At 60.5% G+C, this 20,528-nt stretch carries 14 protein-coding genes and 2 tRNA genes; 4 read left to right on the forward strand and 12 right to left on the reverse strand.

Annotation, left to right across the window (positions count from 1 at the left end):
- Positions 1-309 precede the first annotated feature (309 nt).
- Positions 310-2,931, forward strand: coding sequence for a type I DNA topoisomerase (gene topA, locus AB5Y99_RS20815; protein WP_368210780.1), 2,622 nt, complete (start codon positions 310-312; stop codon positions 2,929-2,931).
- A 108-nt stretch (positions 2,932-3,039) separates the two neighbouring features.
- Complete coding sequence (locus tag AB5Y99_RS20820) at positions 3,040-3,204, forward strand: hypothetical protein (RefSeq protein WP_005334891.1); 165 nt, start codon at positions 3,040-3,042, stop codon at positions 3,202-3,204.
- A 16-nt stretch (positions 3,205-3,220) separates the two neighbouring features.
- Here the strand turns inward: AB5Y99_RS20820 and AB5Y99_RS20825 are convergent, their stop codons facing one another.
- From AB5Y99_RS20825 to AB5Y99_RS20875, 11 genes are all read right to left on the reverse strand, one after another.
- On the reverse strand, positions 3,221-3,577 hold the full coding sequence (locus tag AB5Y99_RS20825) for an MGMT family protein (protein ID WP_368210781.1): 357 nt from the start codon (positions 3,575-3,577) through the stop codon (positions 3,221-3,223).
- Between the two features lie 66 nt (positions 3,578-3,643).
- Entirely contained in the window at positions 3,644-5,197 is a 1,554-nt protein-coding gene (locus AB5Y99_RS20830) for a methyl-accepting chemotaxis protein (protein WP_368210782.1), read from the reverse strand.
- Between the two features lie 212 nt (positions 5,198-5,409).
- A complete protein-coding gene (locus tag AB5Y99_RS20835) occupies positions 5,410-7,275 on the reverse strand; it encodes a beta-N-acetylhexosaminidase (protein WP_368210784.1) in 1,866 nt (621 codons plus the stop codon).
- Complete coding sequence (locus tag AB5Y99_RS20840; protein ID WP_019446725.1) at positions 7,260-8,132, reverse strand: BadF/BadG/BcrA/BcrD ATPase family protein; 873 nt, start codon at positions 8,130-8,132, stop codon at positions 7,260-7,262. The genes AB5Y99_RS20835 and AB5Y99_RS20840 overlap by 16 nt, the downstream gene beginning before the upstream one ends.
- On the reverse strand, positions 8,125-9,858 hold the full coding sequence (locus AB5Y99_RS20845; RefSeq protein WP_368210786.1) for a glycoside hydrolase family 9 protein: 1,734 nt from the start codon (positions 9,856-9,858) through the stop codon (positions 8,125-8,127). The genes AB5Y99_RS20840 and AB5Y99_RS20845 overlap by 8 nt, the downstream gene beginning before the upstream one ends.
- Before the next feature lie 114 nt (positions 9,859-9,972).
- Positions 9,973-10,965, reverse strand: coding sequence for an ABC transporter ATP-binding protein (locus tag AB5Y99_RS20850; RefSeq protein ID WP_005353824.1), 993 nt, complete (start codon positions 10,963-10,965; stop codon positions 9,973-9,975).
- Positions 10,966-10,976: 11 nt separating this feature from the next.
- Complete coding sequence (locus AB5Y99_RS20855; protein WP_019446723.1) at positions 10,977-11,996, reverse strand: ABC transporter ATP-binding protein; 1,020 nt, start codon at positions 11,994-11,996, stop codon at positions 10,977-10,979.
- Positions 11,993-12,913: an ABC transporter permease gene (locus tag AB5Y99_RS20860; RefSeq protein WP_005347708.1), complete on the reverse strand. Its 921-nt coding sequence runs from the start codon at positions 12,911-12,913 to the stop codon at positions 11,993-11,995. Before AB5Y99_RS20860 ends, AB5Y99_RS20855 begins: the two co-directional genes overlap by 4 nt.
- Position 12,914: 1 nt before the next feature.
- Entirely contained in the window at positions 12,915-13,898 is a 984-nt protein-coding gene (locus AB5Y99_RS20865; RefSeq protein ID WP_005353818.1) for an ABC transporter permease, read from the reverse strand.
- Positions 13,899-14,016: 118 nt separating this feature from the next.
- A complete protein-coding gene (locus AB5Y99_RS20870) occupies positions 14,017-15,702 on the reverse strand; it encodes an ABC transporter substrate-binding protein (protein ID WP_005353816.1) in 1,686 nt (561 codons plus the stop codon).
- A 415-nt stretch (positions 15,703-16,117) separates the two neighbouring features.
- A complete protein-coding gene (locus AB5Y99_RS20875) occupies positions 16,118-19,555 on the reverse strand; it encodes an ATP-binding protein (RefSeq protein ID WP_368210787.1) in 3,438 nt (1,145 codons plus the stop codon).
- A gap of 249 nt (positions 19,556-19,804) precedes the next feature.
- Between AB5Y99_RS20875 and AB5Y99_RS20880 the strand changes: the two genes are divergently transcribed.
- Together AB5Y99_RS20880 and AB5Y99_RS20885 are read left to right on the forward strand one after the other, a co-directional pair.
- Positions 19,805-19,880 (forward strand) — tRNA-Gly (locus AB5Y99_RS20880).
- 57 nt (positions 19,881-19,937) lie between these two features.
- Positions 19,938-20,011 (forward strand) — tRNA-Cys (locus AB5Y99_RS20885).
- Between the two features lie 48 nt (positions 20,012-20,059).
- Here AB5Y99_RS20885 and AB5Y99_RS20890 read toward each other — a convergent pair.
- Entirely contained in the window at positions 20,060-20,353 is a 294-nt protein-coding gene (locus tag AB5Y99_RS20890) for a hypothetical protein (protein ID WP_368210789.1), read from the reverse strand.
- Positions 20,354-20,528 lie beyond the last annotated feature (175 nt).

A 20,528-nucleotide genomic window follows, 5' to 3' on the forward strand; every position in this document is an offset into this window, starting at 1 on the left:
GCGCAATGCGTCGGGGTTGGGCCATTATAAAGAGATTTTATGTTTTTGTAACAAGCTGGTAACCAGCAGACGTTTTTATGTCGTTTCAGATATAAAAAGAGGGGCGGTATGGCAGAAAATTGAAAAAGCGGTTGCGTCCGGCCTGTTGCCTTCGCATTAATAAATAAAGAAGCAATAAAAGAAGCTGTGTGGTTCGGGCTGGTCAGGCAAATTTGCTCACAAGATTGCTTTTTCGCGCCAAATCTCTTATACAGCCCCACAAAACCGCACACCAACCCCGTCGGGTGCAATGAGGATAATAGTTACAGCATGGGCAAATCACTGGTCATAGTGGAGTCTCCGGCCAAGGCCAAGACGATCAACAAATATCTGGGCAAGGACTACGTGGTGAAATCCAGCGTTGGTCATGTTCGCGATCTTCCCACCAGCGGCAGCGCCAGCACCGAGCCCAAGAAACCTGTCATTCGCGGCATCAAGTTGAGCGAATCCGAGAAGGCTGCCAAGGATCGCAAGGCCCTGTTTGCCCGGATGGGTATCAATCCGACCGCTGGTTGGCAGGCTAACTACCAGATTTTGCCCGGCAAGGAGAAGGTGGTCAGCGAGTTGCAAAGTCTGGCCGAGAAAGCCGACACCATCTATCTCGCAACCGACTTGGATAGAGAAGGAGAGGCGATCGCCTGGCACCTGCGCGAGATCATCGGTGGCGATGACAGCCGCTACAAGCGCGTGGTGTTCAACGAGATCACCAAGAGCGCCATCAAGGAGGCGTTCGCCCAGCCGTCCGAACTCAATATTGACCGCGTCAATGCCCAGCAGGCCCGTCGTTTCCTCGACCGCGTGGTGGGTTACATGGTCTCCCCGCTGCTGTGGAAAAAGCTGGCCCGCGGTCTCTCCGCCGGTCGGGTGCAGTCTGTCGCGGTGCGTCTCATCGTCGATAAAGAGCGCGAAATCAAGGCGTTCGTACCGGTTGAGTTCTGGGATCTCAATGCCGACCTGCTGACTGCCGACAAGAGCGATCTGCGGATGGAAGTGGTCAGCCGCAACGGGGCTGACTTCAAGCCAGTGACCCAGGCCGAGACCTTTGCCGCTGTCGCAGCCCTGGAAGGGGTCGATTACAAGGTGGTGAACCGGGAAGACAAGCCGACCGGCTCCAAGCCGTCCGCGCCGTTTATCACCTCTACCCTGCAGCAGGCGGCCTCTACCCGGCTGAGCTTTGGGGTCAAGAAGACCATGATGATGGCCCAGCGTCTCTATGAAGCGGGTTACATCACCTATATGCGTACCGACTCCACCAACCTCAGCAAAGAGGCGGTTGAGGCGGTGCGTGAATATATCGGCGAGCAGTATGGCGCGGTCTATCTGCCAGCCGAACCGAATCTGTATGGCGCCAAGGCCAATGCTCAGGAAGCGCACGAGGCGATCCGTCCCTCCAACGTACAGGTGACTGCCGAGATGCTGGAAGGGATGGAGCCGGATGCCATGCGTCTGTACGACCTCATCTGGCGTCAGTTCGTTGCTTGCCAGATGACCCCTGCTCAGTACGACTCCTCCACCCTGACCGTCAAGGCGGGTGAGTTCGAGCTCAAGGCCCGTGGTCGTACCCTGCGCTTCGCCGGTTGGACCAAGGCGCTGCCGCCGATGGGTCGCAAGGGCGAAGATAGTCAGCTGCCGGCGGTGACCGTTGGCGAGGTGCTGAAGCTGATCAAGCTGGATCCGCGCCAGCACTTCACCAAGCCGCCTGCCCGTTTCACCGAAGCGGCGCTGGTGCGCGAGCTGGAAAAACGCGGCATTGGCCGTCCGTCTACCTACGCCTCCATCATCTCCACCATCGTCGATCGCGGTTATGTGCGGGTCGAGAGCCGCCGTTTCTTCGCCGAGAAGATGGGCGAGATTGTCACCGATCGTCTGGTGGAGAACTTCGTCGAGCTGATGAACTACGAGTTCACCGCCAAGATGGAAGACAAGCTCGATGGCATCGCCGAAGGGAGCCTTGAGTGGAAGAAGGTGCTGGACGCCTTCTACGCCGAGTTTACCCAGGAGCTGGAGAAGGCTGACAAGGCGCCCGAAGAGGGCGGCATGCGTGCCAACCAGATGGTGATGACCGACATCGACTGCCCGGATTGCGGCCGCAAGATGGGTATTCGTACTGCCACCACCGGCGTGTTCCTCGGCTGTTCCGGCTATGCTTTGCCGCCCAAAGAGCGCTGCAAGAAGACCATCAACCTGGTCTCTGCCGACGAGTTTGTCTCCGCCACTGACGGCGAAGAGGCAGAAACCGAAGCGCTGCGCGCCAAGCACCGCTGCGGCGTCTGTGGTACAGCGATGGATGCCTACATCATCGATGACAGCCGCAAGCTGCACGTCTGTGGTCGCAACCCGGATTGCGATGGCTACGAGATCGAGAAGGGCCAGTTCAAGCTCAAGGGCTACGAAGGGCCGAGCATCGAGTGCGACCGCTGCGGCAGCGAGATGCAGCTCAAGAACGGCCGTTTCGGCAAGTACATGGGCTGCACCAACGAGACCTGCAAGAACACCCGCAAGATCCTGAAAAACGGCGACATCGCGCCGCCGAAAGAGGATCCGGTGCCGCTGCCGGAGCTCAAGTGCACCCAGTCCGATGCCCACTTTGTGCTGCGTGACGGGGCTGCCGGTCTGTTCCTGGCGGCTAGCAACTTCCCCAAATCCCGCGAGACCCGCGCGCCGCTGGTGGAAGAGCTCAAGCGCTTCAAGGATCGCATCTCCGCCAAGCACAAGTATCTGGCCGGTGCCCCGCTCACCGATCCTGACGGCAACCCCGCTATCGTGCGCTTCAGTCGCAAGACCAAGGAGCAGTACGTGATGAGCGAGGTCAACGGCAAGGCGACCGGTTGGACCGCTCACTACGACAACGGTACCTGGCAAGAGAGTTTGCCAAAGGCTAAAAAAGCCTGATGAAAAGAGGCCCCGACAAGGGGCCTCTTTGCTTATGGATAGCGGTATACTGAGACAGCTGCAAGGAGTGCAGCTGTCGTCAATCGCGAAGTAGACAAGGAGGTTGAGATGGAGATTAACGAGATCCGGCCGGGCATGAGCTGCATGACCCGGGAAGGGGCGGCCTATGTGCTGGAGGTTGACCGGCAGAGCCTGCTGGTGCTGCTGCAGCGCGCGGACGAGACCATACCGGTGCAGGTGCGCAGCGACGAGATCCTGGCGCCGCTGGAGTGATCCGGCTGTGATCCCCTCAAAACGGCAGTAGAAAAAGCAGCTCGGCCAGATCGGGCTGCCATTGCCACTCCTTCATTCTGACCCTCCCCCCGATCACTGGCACCCCCTCCTGCTGCAGGCGTCCCGTCTGTTCGGCAAAGCCTGGCGATCCTTTCGGTAACGAGATGGTGCCCGCTGCGCCCAGCACCCGATGCCACGGCAGTACCTTGTCGGTTTCCCGCAGCACCTTACCTACCAGTCTTGCCCGTCCGGGCAGCCCCGCCAGATCGGCCACCTGACCGTAACTGACCACCCGGCCTGCCGGGATCAGGGCGATGATCGCTTCGATACGAGCAGCTTTGTTCAATGGGGATGGACTTGATTCAATGCTCATAGACCCGATTCGTCAAAAACAACAGAAGCGCCATTGTGGCGCTTCTGTCATGGGGCTGGCAATGATTCAGCCGAAGGTCTGGCTAAGCCCCTTCAGTTGCTTGGCCCGTTCCAGCAGAGCCTGACTTGAGTGATCGACATCCAGCATCTTCTGACTGTTGGCGTGGGAGTACTCGGAGATCTGGTGGATACTGCGGCTGATCTCCTCCACGACCGCTTGTTGCTGCTCTGCAGCGGTGGCGATCTGGGTGGAGTGTTCGGTGACCAGCTCTATCTCTGCCAGCACGGTATGGAGGCTGCTGGCGCCCTGGCGAGTCATCTCGGCACATGCGCGGGTCTGTTGCAGGTTCTCCTGCATCATCCCCTTCCAACGCCCCAGCGTGTGCTGGATCTGCTTGATGCTGCCCTGGATCTGCTCGGTCGCCTTGTGGGTGCGGGTCGATAGAGTACGCACCTCGTCTGCGACCACCGCAAAACCACGGCCCTGCTCCCCGGCGCGAGCGGCTTCGATGGCAGCGTTGAGGGCCAGCAGGTTAGTCTGCTCGGCGATGCCCTGGATCTCGCCCATGACACTGCCAATCCGTTCGGATTCACTGGCGAGCTCTACCGCCGAGTTGAACGCCAGCTCTGCCTGTTTGGCGAGCTGTTCGATCTGTTGCTCGGTCTGGTTCAACTGCTGGTTGGTTTGTTCACAACGATTGCGAGCTTCGTTGACCTGACCGTTGGAGTCTTGAATGTTGCGGGCGATCTCGTGAGCTGTGTTGGCCATTTGAGTCATAGCCGTAGCCATCTGCTGGGTCTGGGCATCTTGCTCGTTGATATCGAGACAGGCCTGATGAGAGGCCTGCTTCAAATTGATGGCCAGGGTTTGCAGAGGTGCCGTGGCATCGTTGATCCGCCCCAACACGGTTCGGATGCGGGCCTGCAGCATCTTGATATGAAAATCGGCAATGGCGCCGGGGTTGTCACCGGAGTAGACCAGTCGGGTCAGACTGTCATATTCACGGCCCAGTTGCTGCAGATAGTGGGGCAGGGCAAAGAGCTCGCGCCAGTAGGCTCCGCCAAGAAGCAACAGGGGCAGCAGCATCAGCAGGACGGTCATGGCCCCTTGGCTGGCGAAGATCCAGCCCATCATGCCGAGCAGCAGCAGGGTAATGGCCGGGGTGCGCACTCTGGCAAGAGAGGGAAGGTTGCTGCTGTTGCCGCGCTCGGCCTTGAGCAGTGCTTGGTAGGTCTGAGCGGCGATGCGTTTGAATTGGGGCTCGGGCTTGCAGCGTACCGACTGGTAGCCGCTGATCCTGTTGCCTTCATAGATGGGGGTGACGTAGGCATCTACCCAGTAGTAACGACCATCCTTGCAGCGATTTTTGACGATGCCGCGCCAGGGTTTGCCCTCCTTGAGGCGGGCCCAGAGATCGGCGAAGGCGGCCTTGGGCATGTCGGGGTGGCGTACCAGATTGTGGTTGTGACCGACCAGCTCGTCGGCGCTATAGCCGGCGATGGTGCAAAAAGCCGGATTGGCATAAGTGATCACCCCGCGCAGGTCAGTGGTGGAGACCAGTTGTACGTCGGCAGGAAACTCCACTTCGCTATCCAGGGTATGGACATCTCTGCGGGCCATAGGAATACGCTCCGATGTTCTTGTTGATAATGTTGTCGTTGTTATTGTGGCAGATCTGGAGGTGGCCGCAGGCTCGCGCCAGCAGGAGGCAGACCAGCTTCATTGGGGGCTGGATTTTGCCAATAATGGCGTATGAATGGTAGGGGGAAGTTGATGTTTTGTTGGCTAATCGTAAAAAAGGCGGCCGATTGGCCGCCAAAGTAGAGACAACATTACCTCTGTGGCATCCGGTAGCGCACCTGCAACTGATCGAGGATCTGCAGCTGACCCGACAGGCGGGCTGCGAAGTGCTCCCAGCCCTTGTGGGCGGGATCGCTCCAGGCCACCTCGGCCGTGGCCAGCATACGCGGGAACAACATGTAGTCGAGACGATCACGGCTGGTGATCAATTCTGACCACAAGGGGCTCAGCACCCCGAGGATGTTATCGTTGGCATGGAAATCGGCTGGGGCAGGGTCACACGCGTAGATCTGCTCCAGATTGAGGGTCCCCGCCCAGTAGAGGCCGGGTTCATGAATATCGGCGCTCCAGGCGAGATCGAGATAGAGGAACTGGGCGGGCGCCATCACCACCGGATAACCGGCTGCGGCTGCGTCCAGCCCCGCCTGAAAGCTGGTCCAGGCACAAATGGCCGCTTTGCGGCTCACCTTGTCGCCATGCAGGATCTCCTCCCAGCCGATCATCTGTTTGCCTCTGGCGGCCAGATAGCGCTGACAGTGGCGCAGCAGATGGCCCTGCAGCTCGCGGCAGTCGGCGTAGCCCTGTTCGACCATCAGCTGCTGGCAAGCGGGACTGTCGGTCCAGACCCCGGTCGGCACCTCGTCACCCCCCATGTGGATCTGCGGGCCGGGAAAGAGCTCGCATACCTCGTCCAGCACCGCCTCCAGAAAGCGGTAGGTGCCGGGCAGGGCGGGGTTGAGCACGTTGTCATCGAAATGCTGAACCGAGCGGTAGCGGGAGTGATCCGCCGTTTCGATCAGCAACTCGGGCAGCGCCTTGATGGCGGCGTGGCAGTGGCCCGGAATGTCGATCTCGGGAATGACGGTGATGCCGAGCTCACTGGCATAGCTCACCAGCTCCTTCACCTCGCTCTGGGTGTAGTAGCCGCCATAGGGTTCGGCGCCGCCGCTGAGCTGGGGGCCGATCGCCAGATCGTGGCCACGCCAGGCACCCACGTCGGTCAGCTTCGGAAAGGCCTTGATCTCGAGCCGCCACCCCTCGTCATCGGTCAGGTGCCAGTGGAAGCGGTTGAACTTGTAGAGGCTCATCAGCTTGAGCAGGCGCTTGATGGTGGCCGGAGTGTGGAAGTGGCGGGCGCAGTCGAGAAAAATGCCGCGAAAGCCAAAGCGCGGGGCATCCTCCAGCGTGATGCAGGGCAGGCTCTCCCCATGTTGCAGATACCACTGGGCTAGCGTCACCAGCCCATGACGCCAGCCCGTTTCGTCGGCGGCGGCAATTACCACCTCCTGCGGCGTGATGGTCAGTTGGTAGGCTTCGGGGGCCAGTTTGGCCTCGGTCAGCCGGATTTCTGCGTCGTGATCCTGCTCCAGCGCCAGCGATGTGAGTTCGTTGAAGTGGGCCAGCAATTTCGGCACATCGCGGGGGGCGCTGACATGAGCCCGCTCGGCCAGCCGGAAGTTCCCCTCCAGCAGTACCAGATGGGCCGGTTGCGGCACTATACCGGGCAGGGGCTCGACCTCCGGCAGGTCGGGGCGGGTTACCGGCGGGTTCTCCAGTCCGAGATCCTGCGCTGCCAGCGTCACCGGCAGCAGCTGGGCACCCGTGGTGGCCTCCGGCAGGCTGAGGAAAAAGCCCTGCGGCATGTCGGAGAGCTTCTTGATGGGGGTCTGGCGGCAGCAAAAGCGCAGCTCGCAGTTGCCAGTTTTTGGGACAATCACCTTGTAGCTGCCGCTCTGGCGCTCCAGCTCCCCCCCTTGCAAGGAGTCGGGGTCGATATGGCGAGCCAGACAGAAGTGCAGTTTCCACCGGGTATCCGGCATGCGGGATAGGGTGAAAGTGAACCAGACATCCTCTCCGTCACGTCGGGCGACCTGGGTGTGGATCAGGGGTGTAGACATGGAAAATCCTCTGATTGGGCAAACAGGATGGCGCCATCGAGCGCATCTGCCTGGGGGGGGATCAGGTTGAGTTGGCCGAGACGGGGAGCGAGGCGGGTGCCAATCCCCCCCAGCAGGGCGATCTGTCTGGCACCGAGCTGGGTCATTCCCTCCAGCAGGATCCGCAGTTGTTCGCAGGTTTCGTCCAGCAGCTGATTGGCGAGCTCGTCGCCATCGCTGGCGGCATCGAATACCCAGGGGGCAAAGTGGCCATAGTCCGCCGGAATGGCGCGGGCGGCCCAGCGTACCAGCTCGGCCTGATCCCGCTTGAAGCGGTCCATCAGGCGGATTGCGAGGGTGCTGGGGGGCAGAATGCCGTCGTGGCAGAGCAGAGATTGCTGGATGGCGCGCAGCCCGAGCCAGGCGCCGCTGCCTATGTCCGAAATGGGGAAGCCGCGGCCGGAACAGGTGCGGATCTGCCCTTCCTGATAGATCAGCCCCACCGAGCCGGTACCGGCGATCAGGATGGCCCCCTCACGGCCACCAAAGGCGCCGAGGCAGGCACCGAAGGCATCGGAGGTGAGCCTGACGCTGGCGAAGGGGAAGGGCATCTCGAGCAGGGCGTGATAGCAGTCGGCCAGCTCGGCGGAGGCGAGCGCCAGCCCGACCCCCATCTGCTGTTCGCACTCTATTCCGAGCCCGGCCGTAAGGCGGGCGCTGGCGATGGCAGCCAGCACATTGGCGTGGGCATGGGGGATGCCCAGCTCCAGATTGGAGCCGGCCGCGCGCCCCTCTCCGAGCAGCTTGCCCGCCCGATCCCGAATGCGGGCGCGGGTGTGGGTGCCCCCGCCATCGACGCCTACCCAGAACTCAATCATGGCGACCTCCCTGCTCATTTCGAGCACTCAGGGCGCTCTGCCAGCTGATGGCAAGGGCAAACCAGGCTGCGTGGGGGATCCACTGCTCGCCCCAGCGCCAGTTCTGATCCAGCCGATCCTTGTACTCCTCCGGAATAAAAGCCACGTCGTTTTCGTCATCAAACCCTGAGGTGATGCCGTTGCAGATACCACCCTGCGCATTGGGATACCCGGCGGTATAGGCGGGGTTGTTGATGCCGTGGCCCGCCAGCATGCAGGCATTGAAGGGGTTTTGCCCGAGGATCCAGTCGAGTTGGCGTTGGCCATAAGTGAGCAGCGGCTGGCTCTGGCGGGGGAAGTGGCGGGCGCCAGCAAAGGCCATGGTCGCCAGAGACGCGAGGCGGGCATTCTCACCCTGCCACCAGTAACCGGACTCGTTGTTGTGGGGCATAAAGAAGCTGACGCGCGGCGCTTCATCCACCCCTTTCACATATTGGCGGGCGAGGGAGAAGGGGTTGCCCGCCCGTGCGCACAGTGCCAGCTCGGCGGCCAGCGACTGCTCCACTACGGTTTGTACCCGGGCCTGGTGCCCCTGATCCGGCTCTACGCCCAGATATTCCAGCAGCGCCAGCACCGGCAGACCCGCCTCAGCGGCGTGGTAGTAGGGGCGCGAGCCATCCTCGTTGGCCGACCAGTAGTGACCCAGCTCAGGATGAGGGCGCTGGCGGGCACAGAGTTTGCTGGCACGGGCTCTCGCCTCATTCAGCCACTCGTTGCCGAAGGTGCGGGTCAGCTCCACCGCCGCCAGCAGGGCGCAGTAGTCGTCGATGATGTTCTCGACCCCGTCATCGAGGTAGGCAAGGTTGTGTTCGCACAGATGCAGGTAGCCGCGTTTGGCTGCCTCGGCGTAGCGGCTGGCATCGAAGTCGCCACTGACGCTCTCGCGGGCGGCGCGGGCCAGCGCGGCGATGGCCATGCCGCCCCCTTGGCGAAAACCCGCCTGCCAGTTGGCGGATTTGATCCCCTGCTGAGTGGCGTAGGTGCACAGCTCGCGTTGGGCGGGATCCTTGCTCCACTTGTCGAACAGGGTCATGAAGAAGAAGCCTGACTCATCCTGCATCCGGCAGAGGAAATCGGCGCCGTGCAGCGCCTCGTCATTGAGCCGCTTGCAGAGGTTCACCCCGTCGATATCGCGGCGCGGGGCCAGCAGTTCCCGGCACTTGAGCAGAGCCCACACCACCATGGGGGTCTGCTGGGGGTTGAGGTAGTTGGCGTAGGAGAGGTGGCTCAGGTACTTGCTCATGTCGCCGCTGGCATCGAACCAGCCGCCGTGCACATCTTTGTGCTGGTCGGTGCCAAACAGGCGGGCGCTGCGGTCGGCCCGATCGAAGGTGCCGCTGGCGCGCTGGCCCTTGAAGTAGTGGAGGACATCGGAGAGACAGCGGCTGGCCAGCAGATCCTGGCCGATGGCAAAACGGGTGGAGCGGACTATGCCTTGGGCAGTGATCGCCTCCAGCCGATAGTGGCCGGGCTCCTTGAAGGCGGAGAAGTCGGCACGCCAGTAAGCGCGGCCCTGCCAGCCGGGGACGCTGCCAGCCGGTTGCAGCGGGGTTTCAAACAGGATCTGGCCATCGTCGAGGCGTTGCAGCCTGACATAGCCGCCGAGATCAGGGGCGGGGGAGGTTTGCAACAGGGCGACCTTGTGTCCGTCGCACTCGTAGCCCACCTGATTGATCAAGAGTTCCATCAAGGTATTACTCCTGTGGTTCACCGCCGGGCGGTGAGGCACATCACGGGGCTGTGGCCGCCCCGTATCGAGGCATGGCCGGACAGGGTTGTCCGGCCGGTATCGGGTTCACTTTCACTCGTAGAGGTAGCAGCGCACGAAGTGGTTGTCGGCAAGCTTGGTGATGGGGGGCAGTGCCTCCTTGCAGCGGGGCATCGCCTGATTGCAGCGCCCGGCAAAGGGGCAACCGCAGGATTCCGGCGTCCAGAGCGGGATCTCCCCCTTGCGGCCGCCCTCCAGCTCGGCGTGGATGCTCTTCTCCGGATCGGGCACCGCCGAGATGAGCAGCTGGGTGTAGGGGTGCTGCGGGTGGTGCAGGATCTCGTCCACCTCGCCCCACTCCACCATGTGCCCTACATACATCACAGCCAGATCTTCCGCCACATAGCGGGCGGTGGCGATGTCGTGGGTGATGTAGAGCATGGAGACGCCGAGCTCGTTCTTCATCTGCTCCATCAGGTTGAGGATGCCGATGCGAATGGAGACGTCGAGCATGGAGGTGGGCTCGTCCGCCAGCACCACTTCCGCCTCCACCGCCAGATTGCGGGCGATGTTGACCCGCTGGCGCTGGCCGCCGGAGAGCTGGTGCGGATACTTGGCCGCCGTCGCCTTGGCGGGGGTGAGCCCCACCTTCTCCAGCAGGGCGTAGACCATGTCTGGCAGCTCTTTCTTGTCGATCACCTTGCTGTGCAGCAGCAGGGGGCGGGCGATGTGGTGATAGATGGTGTGGGTCGGGTTGAGCGAACCGAACGGATCTTGCCACACCATCTGCACGCTCTGGCGATAGTCCAGCAGGGCGGTGCCCTTGTTGAACTCCTCCAGATCGTGGCCGCGATAGAGGATGCGCCCGGCACTGAGCTTGTACATCTTGGCGATGATCTTGGCGATGGTGCTCTTGCCGGAGCCCGACTCCCCGACCACCGCCAGGGCGCGGCCCCGGTGCAGGTTGAAGGTGATGTCGGAGAGCGCCCGCATCTTGCCACTCTTGATGGCATTGGAGTTGATGGGGAAGTCCTTGTAGAGGTGCTGGACCTCGATGATGGGTGCATCGGTTTTGGCGATTTGCATGACAGACATCCTTAACAGCCAGCGGCCTTGTCCAGATAGATCACGGAATCTTGTTGCAGTCCCTGCTCCTCATAGAGGTGGCAGGCGGTCTGTTGCCCGGGGCGGATCTCGGCCAATTTGGTGTACTCCTGACGGCAGCGATCGTGCACCTTGCCGCAGCGGGCCTGAAAGCGGCAGCCGACCGGCACCTCCAGCAGGTTGAGCGGTGTGCCCGGGATCCCCTCCAGTACCTTCTTCGGCCCGTGCAGGGGCGGGAAGGAGTTGCCCAGCCCTCTGGTATAGGGGTGCAGCGGCGCGGTCAGGATCGCTTTGGAGGGAGCGACCTCCACCAGTTCACCGGCATACATGATGCCGATGCGATCGCAGAACTCCACCATCAGGGAGAGGTCGTGGGTGATGAACAAAATGGAGAAGTTGAACTTCTCTTTCAGGGCATAGACCTTCTGCAGGATCTCCCGCTGTACCACCACATCGAGCGCCGTGGTTGGCTCATCCATGATCAGGAGCTCGGGGTTGAGCGCCATGGCGATGGCAATCACCAGCCGCTGGCGCATGCCGCCGGAGAACTGGTGCGGGTAGTCCTTGAGCCGGCTCGGGTGGATATCGACGATGGTGAGCAGCTCCTGGGCGCGCTTGATCGCCTCGTAACGGGTCATGCCGGGGTTGTGGGCCAGCAGCACGTCGCAGAACTGCTCCTCCATCCGCAGCACAGGGTTCAGGGCGTTCATGGCGGACTGGAACACCACCGACACCTGTTGCCAGCGGTAGGAGCGCAGCCGCTCGTCGTTGTAGTGGAGGATGTTCTCCCCCTTGAACAGGATCTCGCCGCCGCTGATGTAGGCGGGCGGCTTGTGCAGCCGGGCCACCGAGAAGGCGACGGTGGATTTGCCGCAGCCCGACTCACCGGCGAGACCGAAGATCTCGCCCTGTCTGATATCGAAGCTCACCGAGTTGACGGCGCGCACGTCGCCATTTTCGGTGATGTAGTCGACGCAAAGATTGCGTACTGACAGCAGGGGATGCTTGTTCATGCTGTCTTCTCCTGTGCTGTGGCAACCGGAGTGGTGACCGGCGCCGCGAGTTTCTTCCAGCGGCTCAGCCCTTTGTGGGAGCGCAGCTGCGGGTTGGCAATCTCGTCGATGGCGAAGTTGAGCAGGGCCAGACCGGCACCCAGGGTGGCGATGGCAAAGCAGGGGGCCAGGATCTCCCACCAGGCGCCGACCAGTATGGCGCTGGAGGTCTGGGCGTTGTAGAGCATGATTCCCCAGCTCACCACGGTCGGGTCGCCGAGGCCGAGGAACTCCAGGGTCGCTTCGGTGACGATGGCGTAGATGATGGAACCGATAAAGCTCACTCCGATGATGGAGATGAGGTTGGGCAGGATCTCCACCAGAATGATGCGCCAGGCCGGCTCGCCCAGCACTTCGGCGGCGATGACGAACTCTTTCTCGCGCAGGGCCAGGGTCTGGGCACGGATGACCCGCGCGCCATAGGCCCACGAGGTCAACCCTATTATCACGGCAATCACCGCCGGTGACGCCTCCCCGATAAAGCTCGCCAGCACCAGTAGCAAGGGGAGGTTGGGGATCACCAGCACCACGTTCATCAGGAAGGTGAGGCATTCATCCACCAGACCGCCGAAGTAACCGGCGGTGATGCCGATGGCGACGGCCAGGGTGCAGACCAGCAGGCCTGCGCTGAAGCCCACCAGCAGCGAAATACGGGCGCCGTTGGTGAACTGGGCCCAGATGTCGTGGCCCATGCGGGTGGACCCCATCACGAACTCGGCACTGGGCGGCTGGTGCGGGCGAGCCACCCGTTTGGTCGGCTCGTTGCTGGCCAGAATGGGGGCAAAGAGGGCCATCAGTACGAAGGCAACCACGATGGCGAGGCCACAGGCAGCCTTCTTGTTGCCCAGCAGGATTTTGAGAATGGTCGGCATACGCATCTTATTTGCCTCCTGTACGCAGACGGGGATCCAGGAAGACGTAGAGCACGTCGGCCAGGAAGTTGAAGCTGAGCATGGTGATGGTCATGATGAGCAGCTGCCCCTGAATGAGCGGGTAGTCGCGGGCCAGAATGCCCTGATAGAGGGTCAGGCCCAGACCGGGATAGTTGAAGATCACTTCGGTGATGAGAGAGCCACCGATGACGAAACCTAGCGCCATGGAGAGGGCGGTGACGCTGGGCAAAATGGCGTTGCGGGCGCCGTAGTTGAAGATCACCCGGTTGCTGGAGAGCCCCTTGGCCTTGGCCATGGTGATGTAATCCTCGCCCAACAGGTTGATCATGTTGTTGCGCATGGTGATGAGAAAGCCCCCCACCTGCACCACGGCCAGGGTCAGCACCGGCATGATGGCGTGGGTCATGATGCTCTTGATGTGCTCCCAGCCCCAGTCAGCCTTGATCTCCGGGCTGTAGGCGTAGCCGATGGGCAGCCATTCGAGGCTGACCCCGAACAGGAACAGTGCGAGCAGGGAGACCACCACCGGCGGAATGGCCTGCATCACCAGGGTGAGCGGGGAGAGAATGCTGTCCATCCGGCCGCCGCGATACCAGGCGGCAAAGATGCCGACGATGGAACCGATGGAGAAGCTCAGGATGGTGGAGGTGCCGACCAGAAACAGGGTCCAGCCGATGGCACGGCCCAGCACGTCAGAGACCTGCTGCGGGTAGAAGCGCACCGAGGTGCCGAGATCCCAGGTGAAGACACTCTTCACATAGGTGAGAAACTGGGTGCCGATGGGGCCGTCGACAAAGCCGAAGGTGGCTTTGAGGGCTTCCAGGGCGGCGGGTTCCATCATGGCGCCAGCGCGGGCAAACATCACGGAGACAGGATCCCCTGGCATGGCACGGGGTAACAGGAAGTTGATGGTGGCGGCTACCAGAAAGGCAACCAGATAGAAGGAAAAGCGTCTCAGTATGAATCCCATGATAGTACCTTTTACTGCAAGTCTGCCCCGCGTCGGGTATAGCTACCCCAACCCCGGCGGTGCCGGGCAAGAAGGGGGTTAACGGGGAAGATGGCCCCCCGCAGGGGGCCGGGATTGTTTAGCTGTTTGGCTTGAGGGACAACACGTGCAGCAGACGCTCAGGGGTGTCCGGGTGGAGCTGAGGTTTGGCTACCGGGTTATCAGCACTGAACCAGCCGTTGAAGCGCTTGGTGCTGTACTCATACCAGGTCGGGTTGTTGAAGACCGGAATGATGGTCTGGTTGGCACCAACACGATCCTGGATGGCGAACATGATCTCCTTCTGCTTGGCCGCATCGGCGGTCTGGGTGAAGTCATCGATCAGCTTGTCGAGCTCGGGGTCCTTGTAACGGGGCGCGGCGAAGCGGTTGCCACGGTCGCCCATGTTGCGGGAGTGGAACGCAGTCTCGAAGTACTTGTGCGGGTTGGCACCGGCAAAGTAACCCTGCAGGGCGACATCGAAGTCACCGGTGATCAGGTTCTCGGTCCAGACGGTTGCTTCCGGGGTGGCGGTCTTGGCGTTCAGGCCCAGCGCCTGCAGCCCTTCTACACCAATCTGAACTGTGTTGACCCAGTCGGTCCAGCCGTTCGGTACCAGTACCTTGAACTCGATCTTTTTGCAGCTCGGGGTGTCGAGGAACTTGTCGCCGTCACAATCCTTGTAGCCTGCCTCTTTCAGCAGGGCCTTGGCCCCTTCCAAGTCGAACTTGTTGTACTTGCCGTACTTCTTGTCCACTTCCGGGTTGTTCCAGGAGTCAAAGGCTTTGCCCAGACCTGACGGGTACTCGTTGACGGTGGGGTAGCCGTAGCCCGCGATATCCACCATGGACTGGCGGTCCATCGCCATGGAGAAGGCGCGGCGGAAGTTGATGTCGTTGAAGGCTTCGTTATTGCCCGGGTTCTTGGTCTGGAAGTTGACGTTGAACGCCACGGTACCGGAGGCCGGGAACCAGTATTTGTTGTTCTTCGGATCGTTGCCGACGTAGAGGCGCTCGATATCCGGTACGAAGGAGCCGAACCAGTCGATGTCACCCTTCATGACAGCAGCCAGCACCTGATCGTTGGTGGCCATTTGCGGCATGCGGATACAGTCGATAGCCAGGTTGGCGTTATCCCAGTAGTGCGGGTTGCGGCACTGGGTATAGAGCTGGGCGGAGAAGTTGTCCACTTCGGTGAAGGGGCCAGTACCAACCGGCTTGTCGTTGGTGAAGGCAACCGGATCTTTCACCGATTTCCACTGATGCTCCGGCACTATAGGTACCAGCACCAGATCGTTCACCACGTTGGTGTTGACCTCGGTCAGGTCGAATTTGACCTTGTTGGGGGCCAGCTTCTCGACGCTCTTGATCTGGGTCCAGATTGAGCGCTCATCCAGCGCCTTGTTGGCCTTGACCAGATTGAAGGAGAAGATGATGTCATCGGCATCAAAGGCTTCGCCGTCAGACCACTTCACGCCGTCACGCAGATCGAAGGTGACGGATTTCAGGTCATCGCTGAATGCATAGTTGGTGGCCAGACGATAGACGGGTTTGCCCCCTTGCATATCGTTGAAGATCACCAGCGGTTCATAGATGAAGTGACGGGTGGTGTGCAGCAAGCCCGCTTGCAGGAAGGGGTTGAAGTTCTTGACCCAGGCGGTTTCCTGCTGTGCGACCATGGTCAGCACGGTTTTGTTTTCTGCGGCCATGGCGTTACCGGCGGCACCGGCAAGCATCATGGTTCCCAGCATTACAGCGGTAGAGATTTTGGATACTTTGGCAAGCATATGTTTTCCTTTCTTATTTTTTGGCATTCCCGAGGGTTCGCCTTGTTTTGTGTGAGCACCGGTTTCGCATGCTGATGAAATCGGCCCTCTGTGTTGGTCAGGTGTCTAACCTTTGTCGTTCTGTTTTCCAACGCCCTAAGCAAACCAGAATTAACAGGAAAACAACAACTATTGATTTCGTTGTTTTCGTAAAAATTGACGGTGTTACGTCAATCTCGTCAAAATGCCTTTTTATCTGTTTAAAATCATTGCTTTGCGTTATTTGCTTTCGCGTAAAAAGTGGCTGTGAAAATGGCGTATATGACAAATTTGTGAATTGGATCTGCTCTCGGTTTCGGGGGGGGGCGGGGCTTTGTTTTGCATAAAAAGAAACCAGATTGCCAATTGTGATCCGGCGCCCGTTTAGGGCGCCGTGTCACGGTTTGCGGTTGGCGAGTTGACGCAGGGTCTGTGCGCTGTGCTGCAACTGCTGGCGCTGGTGGTCATTGAGCGGGCAGTGGCCCAGCACATACTCGGTGGTGGCCACTACCGTCTTCCAGCGTGGCGACTTGGGCAGGGTGTCCAGACTCAGGTATTTGTCGAGGGTGCGGGTCTGCGGGCTGGATCTGTCCATATAGACCCGCCACAGCTTGCTCTTCTCTGCCAGCACGATTTTGCCCTTGCCGGTCCCCTGCTGCCAGGCATCCAGGGTGAGCTGCATGGTCTCTACCAGCGCCCGGCGCAGCGGCTCGTCATCCTGCTGGCGAATAAGGTCGTCGGCCAGCGAACGGAACTCGCCGCCCAGGCGGCTCAGCTCGCCCAGCAGCTGTTCATCTTCGATGATGGCTTGCCGCGAGAGGTTCTTGAGGGCGTTCTCCAGCGCCATTACCCGGTTCTCATCCTGACGCAGCTCGGTACTCAGAGTGAGGGCGAAAGCGGCCTGTCCCCCGAGCGCGATGGGCAGGGCACGGGCGTTGAGCACATCTTTTTGCCCGGCCACCAGAAACTCCAGATTGTGTTCCCGCTCGCTGGCAAGGTCGGGCCACTGCTGTTGCAGCGGGGTGGCGAGCCACTCATTGAGGGGCTGCCCCTCCATGGCTTCCGGCTCCTGCCCCAGCAGGCGTGCCATCACCCGGGAGGCAAACAGCACTGTGCCCTGCTCGTCGATAAAGATCATGGGGTCGGCCCCTTCGCCGAGCAGGGCCAGCAGCCGCTGCTGATCCTGATGCAGCCGCTCCTGCAGGGTGAGGCGATGTTCGATCTCCTGCTTCAATAGCCGGTTCTCTACCAGCGAGGCGCGTCCGGCCTTGGCTTCCAGCAGTGCCTTGACCCGGGCAAACAGCTCCTCCTTGCAGAAGGGTTTGACCAGATAGTCGTTGGCTCCGGCTCCAAAGCCCTCCTCGATATCCTTGGGCTGGTTGAGGGCGGTGAGCAGCAGCACCGGCAGCATATCTTTCGGGTGCTGCTCGCGCAGGCGGCGGCAGACGTCAAAACCGGAAAGGGTCGGCATCATCACATCGAGCAGGATGAGGTCCACCGGCTCCTCGGCCAGCTTGGCCAGCGCATCGTGGCCGTCGCTGCTTGGCAGGATGCGGTAGCCGCAGGGCTGTAGCAGATGGCGCAGGATGTGCAGGTTGATGGGCTCGTCATCCACCACCAGAATGAGCGGCGCATCCTCGGGGGGAGGAGGCAGATCGTCGCTCTCCCAGTCCGGCAGGATCAGCGGTTGCTGGCGCACCAGCTGATGCTCGATCTGGCGGCTGTCGAGGGTCAGATTGGCCGCTTTGCCGGTGGCAAGGGGCAGGGTAAAGGCGAAGGTAGAGCCAACGCTCGGCTCGCTCTCGACAAACAGCTCGCCCCCCATCAGGTGCACCAGCTGGCGGGTGATGGAGAGGCCAAGGCCGGCCCCCTGCTTGCTTACCTCCGGGCTCATCTGCACCAGCGGTTCGAAAATATGTTCCAGATGGTCGGGGGCGATGCCGATGCCGGTATCCGTGACCTTGATGCGCAGGAAGTTGTTCTCGACGATGGCACTGAGCACCACCTTGCCCTGCGGCGTGTACTTGATGGCGTTACCCACCAGGTTGTAGAGCACCTGTTCGAGCCGCTGCTCGTCGGCCAGCACCGGCGGCAGTTCGGCCGGGCTGATATCCACCAGGGTGAGGGGTTTGGCCTGCACCAGATGCTGGCAGAGATCCAGCACCAGCCGGATAACCCCTTTTGATGAGACGGGCTGGGAGTGGATCTCCAGCTGGCCGTAGCGCATCTGATGGTAGTCGAGCAGATCGTCCACCAGACGGGCCAGGCCGTCTGCGCTTTTGATGATGAGGCCGAGCTGCTTTTGCTGCCCTTCGGTCAAATCCTGCTGGCTGGCGAGCATCGACTCGGCCATCCCCTTGATGCCGTGAATGGGGGTGCGCAGCTCGTGGGAGGTGTTGGCCAGCAGTTCATCCTTGAGCTTGTCCGCCTGCTGCAGGCTGAGGTTCTGCTTGTGGGTCAGCTTGACCTGCTGTTGCAGCTCCTGGGTCTGCTGTTCGATCAGTTCGATCTTGTCCTTCACCGAGCGCTGCATATGGCGAAACGCTTCGGCCAGCCGGTCGATATCATCGCCGGTGCGCTCGATGGCGATGGGGTGATCCAGCGCGCCGTCGGCCACCTGCTCGGCCGCTTCGGTCAGGGAGCGCAGCGGCGCCGTGATGGAGTGGGAGAGCCAGCGGGAGAAGAGGATCAGCAGCAGTACCGAACCAGCACCCAGCACAATTACCAGAGTTTCCAGCTGGCGGATCGGGGCATAGGCTTCCCGGGTGGAGATCTCGGCAATAAAGGCCCACTCGGTATCGAACACCTTCACCTGGGTGTAGGCGGCCAGCACCTCGTCATCCTGATAGGAGTGGAACAGCCCGACCCCCTGCTCGCCGGAGAGCGTCTTGGTGATGAGGGGCGTTTGCAGTGGACGGAAGTTGGGGCTGAAGCTGTTCTCGACGCTGAACTCCGGTGCCAGCCAGGCATCGGCGCGCATCCGCTTGTCGGGGCCGATCAGGATGGTTTCGCCGGTCTCGCCCAGCCCCTCCCGCTCCGCCATGATCTGGTTGAGCTTGTCCGGCAGCAGCTCGAAAATCACCACACCGCGCACATAGTCGTACTGCATCACGGGCGCCGCCATGTAGGCGACCACCTGCCCGGTCAGCTCGTTGCGGCCAAAATCGGTGAATTCGAAGATCTGCTGCGGCTTCTGGCCGCCATCAAGACGGCGTTTGATCTTGGCGAAGGTCTGGCCCAAGCCACTGCCCTGATAAGGTCCTGAGAGCAGATTGGTGGCAAAGTTAGGGTGCTTGGTGACCGAATAGACCACATCACCGTTGAGGTCCACCAGAAAGATGTCGCTGTAGTTGGACTTGCGCACCATGTCGGCATAGCCGCGATGAAAGCGCTGGTGCACCCGGCCATACATCTCGTCGGCAAGGATAAGCGCCGTGATGGAGGGTTCGATCTCCACCTGACTGTCCGGTTTGCGCAGTTGATCCCAGGAGCCGGGCAGATAGCGGGCCTGAGCACGGCTGCGGGCCTCCTGCGGTGTGGTGCCCAACTTCTCGAAGGCGCCGGTAAAGCCATAGAAACGGCCGATACTGTTGCCGGCGAAATCCTGCTGGGAGAAGTTGATGATCTGCTCTTTGAGGTTGTTGAAGTAATCCTCGAGCTGACTCTTCTTGATATTACGGACGGAGACCAGATGGTTGGAGGTCTGGGTGGTGAGATCCTTGCCGTGGCTGTATAGGAAGAAGAGGGTGATGACCAAAAAGGGCACCATGCCCAACATGAAAAAAGCCAGCATTAACTGCGGCCTGAGCCCACGAAGCGTGAAGATCCATTTCATCTTGTGATTTTCAATTGAGAATCCGGTTATTAAGCCGCTCAAGTCTCGAACGAAAGCGTAATCATTTCAACGACTTTATCCCAAATTCGCTTGGTGGGTCACAGCTGGCTGGAGAAAAATGCAGCAAGGCGTTTAAACCCTGAGCAAACAGTCTGCATCAGGGCTTAAATTGCGAAAAAGGGGTTGTGCTGGCGCTCGTGGTACGTATAATGCGCCTCGTTGTCAGGCAACTGGCACGAAAGCAGTAACGCGGGAATAGCTCAGTTGGTAGAGCACGACCTTGCCAAGGTCGGGGTCGCGAGTTCGAGTCTCGTTTCCCGCTCCAATTTTCCATCGAACCAACGATGGAACTCACTTTCAAGACAATCAGTCTTGTCAGCATGGCGCGTTAGCAAAGCGGTTATGCAGCGGATTGCAAATCCGTTTAGTCCGGTTCGACTCCGGAACGTGCCTCCATCTTTCCTCTGTTTATCTCAATCATCACTCTTCGAGTCTGAGCTTTGGTCAGTATCCTTGCTGTACCAGTAACTGTTCGCAGCCAACCTGTTTCCACTCGCGCTCGAGATAGTGGCTCACATCCGCCATGTTTTGCCCCCGATATTGAAACTGCACCTCGGCACTGTGCTGGTTGAGATCCGCAATCCGTTGCTTCAGTGTGCCGCATTGCCACAGGCTGACGGTGGGCACGCCCCGTTCGGCCAGCACGATGGCATCTTCCCGATTCAGTTGCCACTCCTCCAGTTGTGCCCGTGTCAGGGCAACCATCAGCACCAGCAGTGCCACTTCAGGCAGTTTCATGCGTGTCTCCCTACTGCATGTTTTTCCCCTGATAACTGTGGCAAAGCGCACGATTTTCGCAAGTTTGTTAACTGTTGGTTAATGACGTAACCCGTTTTCAGTATTTCCCGTTTTTCACCATTTTTTTATAAAAAAATGCGTTGGTGATGTAGTAATCCTACATGGAGTGGGGTAA

It is taken from the genome of Aeromonas sp. R4-2, from assembly GCF_040908295.1.
Lineage (GTDB): Bacteria > Pseudomonadota > Gammaproteobacteria > Enterobacterales > Aeromonadaceae > Aeromonas > Aeromonas veronii.